The sequence below is a fragment of the Streptomyces sp. NRRL B-24085 genome, from assembly GCF_001282115.1.
GTDB lineage: Bacteria > Actinomycetota > Actinomycetes > Streptomycetales > Streptomycetaceae > Streptomyces.
Map to the genome: position 1 here is coordinate 1 of NZ_LJBR01000105.1, position 7,613 is coordinate 7,613.

Genomic DNA, 7,613 nt, shown 5'->3' on the forward strand with positions numbered 1-7,613 from the left:
TGCTGGGGGTGTCGCGGGGCGGGCGCTCAGTCCTCGCCGCGGAAGATGTTGTCCTCCCCCGTGTGCGCCGTGGTGGGGCCGATCCGGTCCTCGACCGCGGGGAGACAGGTCCGCAGGTCTCCCTTGCCGTGCAGGCGGCGGGCCCTGGACCAGCCCGTCTCGGGGCGGCGCGCTACGGGTTTCTCAACGGTGTGCGGTGTCACGGCGGTTCACCGTCCTTCCATGCTCCCTTCCGGGTCCCCCGGAGGGCGCGGGACAAACGGGCGGTGCGCCCGTCAGCCCGCGGCCCCCGCACACACATTCGTCGAGGGCCGGGAGCACCGGAATTTGACGGCCGGCCGAACCGGCCTGTCGGGCTCAGGTGTTGGGCCGTGCCACGCTGATGTCGCCCAGGGCGGATTCGGGATCGCGTTCCATGGCCAGGTCGCCGAGGGCGACGATGCCGACGGGGTGGCCGTGGTCGACGACGGGGATCCGCCGCACCGCGTGCTCGCGCATGAGCTCGATCGCGTGGTCCAGGTCGTCCTCGGGGGTGACGGTCACCAGGTCGTCGCTGCACGCGCCGGCCACGGTGGTCTGTTCCGGGTCGCCGCCCTCGGCGAGGGACCGCACGACGAGATCGCGGTCGGTGACCAGGCCGCGCAGTTCGTCGCCGTCGGTCACCAGGACGGCGCCGAGGTCCTGGTCCCGCATGATCCTGGCGACGGCCGTCACGGAGGTCTGCGGTTCCACGGTGACCGGGGCGCTGGTCATGATGTCGCTGACGTGCTGAGTCATGACGTACCTCTCTGCTGCGGGGATGGTCCGCTCCGGGTACCCCTCCTCAGGCGTCCAGTGCGATCTCGCTCCACACCTGTTTGCCGCCGCTGACGGGGACGCTGCCCCAGGCCGCCGACACCGCCTCGACGAGGAGGATGCCGCGGCCTCCGGTGGCCTCCCAGCCGATGCTGGTGGGTTTGGCGGGGGTACGGGGCGAGGCGTCGGCCACGGAGACCCGCAGCCGCCTGCCGATGAGCGTGAGGTCGAGGCGGACCTGGCCGCCGGTGTGCACGAGGGCGTTGGTGACGAGCTCGGAGACCACGAGCAGGGCGGTGTCCATGGCGTCCTCGGGGACACCCCAGGCGCGCAGGGTGCGCCGGGTGAAGCGGCGGGCGTGCCGGGCGGCCTCGGGGACCCGCCAGACGGTCCAGCTCTCCCGGAGCGGGTGGGTGGCCATGCCGTCGTAGCGCAGCAGGAGCAGGGCGACGTCGTCGCTGCGGCGGGCGCCGCCGAGCAGGACGTCCGCGACGAGTCCGAGGTGGGCGGGGTCGGCGGCGGCCACCCCTCGCGCAAAGCGGTCCATGCCCGTGTCGATGTCGGCCTCGGTGGACTCGACGAGGCCGTCGGTGGTCAGTGCGACCAGGGTGCCGGGCCGCAGGCGCAGCGGGGTCATCGGGAAGTCGGCCTGGGCCACCACGCCGAGCGGGGGGCCGCCGTCGGCCTCGGCGATCTCCGTGGTCCCGTCGGGGTGGCGCAGCACCGGCGGCAGGTGGCCGGCGCGGACGCACCAGGCGGTGCCCTCCTCCAGGTCGAGGTCCACGTAGGTGCAGGTGACGAAGAGGTCGGTCTCCAGGTCCATGAGGAGCCGGTTGGCGTGGGCGACGACCACGTCAGGGGGGTGGCCCTCGACGGCGTAGGCGCGCAGGGCGGTGCGCATCTGGCCCATGAGGGTCGCGGCGGCGGCGCTGTGGCCCTGGACGTCGCCGATGACCAGGGCGACACGGTTGTCGGGCAGCGGGATCACGTCGTACCAGTCGCCGCCCAGTTCCAGCCCCGCGGTGCTGGGCAGGTAGCGCGCCACGGCGACCGCGCCGGGCAGCCGGGGCAGGCGGCGGGGCAGGAGCTGGCGCTGGAGCATCCCGACGAGTTCGTGTTCGGCGTCGAGGGCGTGGGCGCGCATCAGGGCCTGCCCGGCGAGGCCGGCCGAGGCGGTGAGCAGGGCGCGTTCGTCGGGGTCGAAGTGGTGCGGGGTGTCCCAGCCGATGAGGCAGGCGCCGGCCATGCGGCCCGCGGCGGGCAGCGGCAGGACGGCGAGGCCGCCGGGGCCGACGTCGGCGAGGGCGGGTTCCAGGACGGTCCCGGCCGGCCAGATCTGGGCCCGGCCCTCCCGCAGGGCGGTGGCCAGGGTGGGCATGGCCCGTACGGGTGCCTCGGGCCACTCACTGCGCCACTCCAGGCGCCACAGCTCGGGCCAGGCCTCCGGTGCGGGCGGGTCCAGGACGGTGACGACGAGCCGGTCGTTCTCCAGCTCGGCGAGGGCGATGCGGTCGGCCCTGAGCGGGGCACGCAGGGCGGAGACGACGGCCTGGCTGACGTCGCGGACGGTGCCCGCCATGGCGAGGGCGGCCGCGAGGCGCTGGACGCGGGCCACGTCGGTGACGTCCGAGCGGAGGGTGGAGGCGTCGGCGACGGTGCCCACGAGCCGGGCGGGAAGGCCCTCGGCGCCGGCCAGCATGCGGCCGCGCAGCCTGAGCCATCTGGGCGGCCCCGAGGGTTGCAGGACGCGGAACTCCAGCTCACGGTCGCCGACGGTGTGGCCGGCCTCGAACAGGGACATCAGCGAGGGCAGGTCCTCGGGGACGGTCAGGCCGAGCAGGGTCTCGACCTTGCCGTCGAAGTCGGCCCGGCTCGTGCCGAACAGCTCCAGGATGCCGTCGCCGACCTCGACCCGGCCGGTGTCCATGGCGAGGCTGAACGCGTGGGAGCTCGGTTCGGTGCTCTCCGGGGCGGCCTGCGGGGCGGGGCAGACGATCGCGCCGGCGATGAGTTCGAGGCACTTGCGGTCGTCGTCGTCGAAGCCGTGCGGGTCCTCGCTGACGGCCACGAGACAGGCTTGTCCGTCGTCGCCGTGGGCGGGCAGCACGGCCAGGTGGAAGTCCCGCCGGGCCGCCCCGCCGGACTCGGTGCCGGCGGCGGCCTCCTCGGGGCCGAGGAAGACGGGCCGGCCCGAGCGGTGCGCGTCGGCGGGCGGGGAGCCGCCGGAGCCCGGATAGCTGTCGCGCAGCCCGTACACCGTCCGGGGGACGCCGGCCGACTCGACGAGGCTCAGGTCCCCGTCCGCACCGGGTGTGTACACGGCGGCCAGGGTGGCCCCGGTGAAGACGAGGGCCTGTTCGAGGACGCGGCGCAGCCGTTCCGGCGATTCGGGGCTGTCCGTGAGCCGTGTCAGGGCATTTTCGGCACGCAGCGTTCTCGTTCTGCGTCCCGCAGCGCCCTCACTCACCACGTTCGCCATTAGAGCGCTAATACGGCACGTGCGCAGCCCCTGTGAGCGTTCCGGGGAGCGGGCGCCGCGGCGGTGCTCGAAACCTCTCGAACAATTCTTGACGCATGCGTTTCTCACGGTGGTCTCGTGACAGCCGTGACTGTCCGTGGCCACCGCCCCGCTGGAAGGCTCTGTGTCGGGCCAAGGAGGGGACGCATGGACAAGCGCTACGAGGTGTACGCGCTAGCCGACAGACACTTCTACGAGACGCCCGACCGGATCTCCGCCGGTGAGGCGCCCGTCTACGAGACGGCGCGCCGCGCGGTGCCGGACGGGTGGGACGCGGCGCGCATCGGCGACTGGCTGACGCTGACGCCGCTGGGCCCGGACGGCAAGCCGGTGCCGGGCCCCTCGCAGGGCTGGAAGATCCACGCCTCGGCCACCCGGGCGAACGCGGAGCGGATCGCCGCGATCGTGTGGGACTACTGCGTGCCCCGGCGCATCTCGTTCAAGTTCGTGCCGGGCCCGCACCTGCTGCACCTGCGCAACACCAAGTACGCGGCCCGCGACACCAGCGGCAAGTTCGTCACGATCTACCCGGCCGACGAGGAGCAGCTGCACGAGGTGCTCCGGGAGCTGGGCGAGCTCCTGGAGGGCTTCGAAGGGCCGTACATCCTCACCGACCTGCGCTGGCACCAGGGCCCGCTCTACGTCCGCTACGGCGCGTTCGCGCGGACCTTCGTCGTCGACGAGCGGGGCTCGCTGGTGCCGGCGGTGCGCAACGGCGAGGGGACCCTGGTGCCGGACCGGCGGGAGCCGTCCTTCCAGGTGCCCGAGTGGGTGACGCTGCCCGCCTTCCTCCAGCCCCATCTGGACGCGCGCAACACCACCACGGTCGGTGACCTGCCGTACCGGATCGAGAAGGCGCTGCACTTCTCGAACGGCGGCGGTGTCTACACCGGCACCGACACCCGCGACGGGCGCAAGGTCGTCCTCAAGGAGGGCCGGCCGCACGCGGGACTGGCCGCCGACGGGGCGGACGCGATCGCCCGGCTGGAGCGGGAGAAGGACGCCCTGGAACGGGTGGCGGGGACGGGTGTGGTGCCCGAGGTGCGGGACTGGTTCACCCTCGGCGACCACCGGTTCCTCGTCATGGACTTCCTGGAGGGGCGCCCGCTGAACTCCTTCTTCGCCGAGCGCCATCCGCTGCTCGGTCCGGACCCCGATCCGCGGGCCGTCGCCGACTACACCGCGTGGGCCGTGCGCATCCACGGCGCGGTGGAGCGGGCGGTGGAGGCGGTGCACGCACGCGGGATCGTCTTCAACGACCTGCATGTCTTCAACATCATGGTCGGCCCCGACGAGGAGTCGGTCTCCCTGCTCGACTTCGAGGCGGCCGCGCCGGTCGAGGAGAACGGCCGCCAGGTGGTCGCCCACCCCGGCTTCTTCGCCCCGCCGGACCGCAAGGGCGTCGACGTCGACCGCTACGCCCTGGCCTGTCTGCGGATCGCCCTGTTCCTCCCGGTGACCACGCTGTTCGTGGTGGACCGCGGGAAGGCGGCCCATCTGGCCGAGGTGATCAGGCGTCAGTTCCCGGACGTACCGAAGGAGTTCCTCGACGAGGCGGTCGCGGAGATCACCCGGGACACCGCCACGGACACCGGCGGGCGCACGGTCCCGAGGACCGCGCCGACCTTCGTCGAACCCGGCGACTGGCCCTACAGCCGCGACTCCATGGTCAAGGCGCTCCTCGCCTCGGCCACCCCGGACCGCGAGGACCGGCTCTTCCCGGGCGACATCACGCAGTTCAACGACGGCGGCGGCCTCGGACTCGCGCACGGCGCGGCCGGCGTGCTGTACGCGCTGGACGCGGTCGGCGCCGAACGGTACGAGGAGGGCGAGCGCTGGCTCCTGGCCCGCACCGCGCCCCCGCCGACCGGCACACCGCTCGGGCTCTACGACGGCCTCGCGGGCGTCGCCCACGTCCTGGACCGGCTCGGCCACCGGCAGCGCGCACTCGACCTGGTCGAGCGCGTCCTGGCCGAGCGCTGGCAGAACCTCTCCGCCGACCTGCACGGCGGCCTGGCCGGCCTCGGCCTGGTCCTGGGCGAACTGGCCCGCGCCACGGGCGAGTCGGAGCTGCACGAGCGGGCCGCGGAGGCCGCCGACGTCCTCGTACGACGACTCGCGCAGCCCCTCGCTGACACTCCGAAACGGCGCCGGGCCGGGCTGCTGAAAGGGTGGACGGGGCCCGCGCTGTTCCTGCTGCGGCAGTACGAACACACCCGCGAGCCGCTGCTGTTGCGGGCCGCCGTGGTGGCGCTGCGCAGGGACCTGGAGTGCTGCGTCACCCACCCCAGCGGCTCGCTGGAGGTCGACGAGGGCTGGCGGACGCTGCCCTATCTCGGCGAGGGAAGCGCCGGCATCGGCATGGTCCTGGACGACTACCTCGCCCAGGGCGCCGACACGGAGGGCGAGTTCGAGCGGGCGCGGGCCGGGGTGCTGACCGCCGCCACCAGCCGCTTCTACGTCCAGCCCGGTCTCTTCCAGGGCCGCGCCGGGATGATCCTGCACCTCGCGCGCACCGACACCCCGGGCGCGACCCGCGAGCGGCTCGCCGAACAGATCGACGGGCTCGGCTGGTTCGCCATGGACTACCAGGGCCAACTGGCCTTCCCCGGCCACCAGATGATGCGGCTGTCGATGGACCTGGGCACCGGAACGGCAGGGTGCCTGCTCGCGCTCGGCGCGGCCCACACGGCCCCCGGCGCCCCGGCCACCGCACACCTGCCGTTCCTGCCGCCGCTCGGGCGGCCCCACGAACGCGGTTCCGCGACTTGACGGAGCCGTGACCCAACCCCGTCCCCACGGGTGGACGACACCGAGGAAAGGAAACCGAGATGGCACTTCTCGACCTGCAGACGATGGAGTCCGACGAGCACACCGGCGGCGGCGGCAACAGCACCCTGAGCCTGCTGTCCTGCGTCAGCGCCGCGAGCGTCACGCTCTGTCTCTGACAGGCATCATGCGCCCATGACTCCGGGCGGTCCACTCCCGCGAGGGAGGGGCCGCCCGGGGTCCTGCACACCTCCGGAAGGCCGCCGAATGACGACTCCCACCTCGCCTCCGGCCACGCACGGCCTCCTGGGTCCGGCCCCCGCCCGCTGCCTGGTCCTGTGCCTGGTGAGCACGGCGGCGACCGGCGCCGGACTCCTGCTGCCCGCGGCTCTCGGCCGCACCCTGGACCTGCTGCTCGCACAGGCCCCGGCGACCCGCTGGGTGCTGGGCTGCGCCGCGCTGGTCCTCCTCATCGCCCTGCTCGACGCGGCGGAGACCGTGCTCGGCGGCACCCTCGACGCCCGCACCACCGCCTGGCTGCGCCGCCGCCTCACCGGTCACGTCCTGGCCGTCGGCCCGCGCGCCACCGCCCGCTTCGGGCCCGGGGACCTCGTCGCCCGCCTCGTCGGCAACGCCGCCCAGGCCGGCACGGCACCGGCCGCCCGAGCCGCCCTGCTGGCCGCGCTCGCCGGACCGGTCGGCGGTGTCGTGGCCCTCGGCCTCATCTCCCCCTGGCTGGCGGCCGTGTTCCTGGCCGGAGCGCCCGTCCTGGCCCTGCTGCTGCGCGCCTTCGCCCGGGACACCCGGGAGTGCGTGACGCGCTACCAGGAGGTGCAGGGACGGATGGCGCAGGCCCTCTCGGAGGCCGTCGGCGGGCACCGCACCATCCGGGCCGCGGGAACGGAGGACCGGGAGACGGCCCGCGTCCTGCGCCCGCTGCCCGAGCTGTCCGAGGCCGGGCACCGCATGTGGCGGGTGCAGGGCCGGGCCTCGGGCCGGTCCGTCGCCGTCGCGCCGCTGCTCCAGCTCGGGGTCGTCGCCGTCGCCGGGCTCCTGCTCGCCCGGCACCGCATCACCGTGGGCGAGGTCCTCGCCGCCTCCCGGTACGCGGTCCTCGCGGCCGGCGTCGGCGTCCTTGTGGGCCAGCTCTCGGGCCTCGCCCGGGCTGGGGCGGCCGCCGGACGGCTGGACGAGGTCCTCGCGGAACCCGCCGTCGAGCACGGCGACCGCCGGCTGCCGCCCGGTCCCGGACGGCTGGAACTGCGCGGCGTCACCGCCCTGCGCGGCGCGCGCGCCGTACTCGACGGGGTCGACCTCGTCGTCCCGGGCGGGACGACGCTGGCCGTGGTGGGCCGGTCGGGGTCGGGCAAGTCACTGCTCGCCGCGGTCGCCGGGCGGCTCGCCGACCCGGACCGCGGCGAGGTGCTGCTCGACGGGGTGCCGCTGCGCGAGCTCGCCCACGACGAACTGCGCCGTTCGATCGGCTATGCCTTCGAGCGGCCCGCCCTGCTCGGCGGCACCGTCGAGGAGG

General features: G+C 74.4%; 6 protein-coding genes. 3 read left to right on the forward strand and 3 right to left on the reverse strand.

The genetic code is table 11. The features are described from left to right. Positions 1 to 26: 26 nt before the first annotated feature. The 3 genes from AOJ26_RS43840 to AOJ26_RS13895 all read right to left on the reverse strand — a co-directional run bounded on the left by AOJ26_RS43840 (position 27) and on the right by AOJ26_RS13895 (position 3,265). Complete coding sequence (locus tag AOJ26_RS43840; protein WP_086724685.1) at positions 27 to 203, reverse strand: hypothetical protein; 177 nt, start codon at positions 201 to 203, stop codon at positions 27 to 29. A gap of 154 nt (positions 204 to 357) precedes the next feature. Then, positions 358 to 777: a CBS domain-containing protein gene (locus AOJ26_RS13890; RefSeq protein ID WP_053848570.1), complete on the reverse strand. Its 420-nt coding sequence runs from the start codon at positions 775 to 777 to the stop codon at positions 358 to 360. Positions 778 to 823: 46 nt separating this feature from the next. Continuing rightward, the gene (locus AOJ26_RS13895) at positions 824 to 3,265 is read right to left on the reverse strand and encodes a SpoIIE family protein phosphatase (protein ID WP_053848573.1); all 2,442 of its coding nucleotides are present in this window, start codon (positions 3,263 to 3,265) and stop codon (positions 824 to 826) included. A 195-nt stretch (positions 3,266 to 3,460) separates the two neighbouring features. Between AOJ26_RS13895 and lanKC the strand changes: the two genes are divergently transcribed. The 3 genes from lanKC to AOJ26_RS13910 all read left to right on the forward strand — a co-directional run. Beyond that, positions 3,461 to 6,085 carry a class III lanthionine synthetase LanKC gene (gene lanKC, locus AOJ26_RS13900; protein WP_053848571.1) on the forward strand — a complete coding sequence of 875 codons (2,625 nt, stop codon included), beginning with the start codon at positions 3,461 to 3,463 and terminating at the stop codon, positions 6,083 to 6,085. A 59-nt stretch (positions 6,086 to 6,144) separates the two neighbouring features. Continuing rightward, positions 6,145 to 6,261 (forward strand): SapB/AmfS family lanthipeptide, encoded by a 117-nt coding sequence (locus AOJ26_RS13905; RefSeq protein ID WP_020117173.1) that lies wholly within the window; start codon positions 6,145 to 6,147, stop codon positions 6,259 to 6,261. An 88-nt stretch (positions 6,262 to 6,349) separates the two neighbouring features. Continuing rightward, on the forward strand, positions 6,350 to 7,613 hold a 1,264-nt coding region (locus tag AOJ26_RS13910), incomplete at its 3' end, for an ABC transporter transmembrane domain-containing protein (RefSeq protein WP_053848572.1).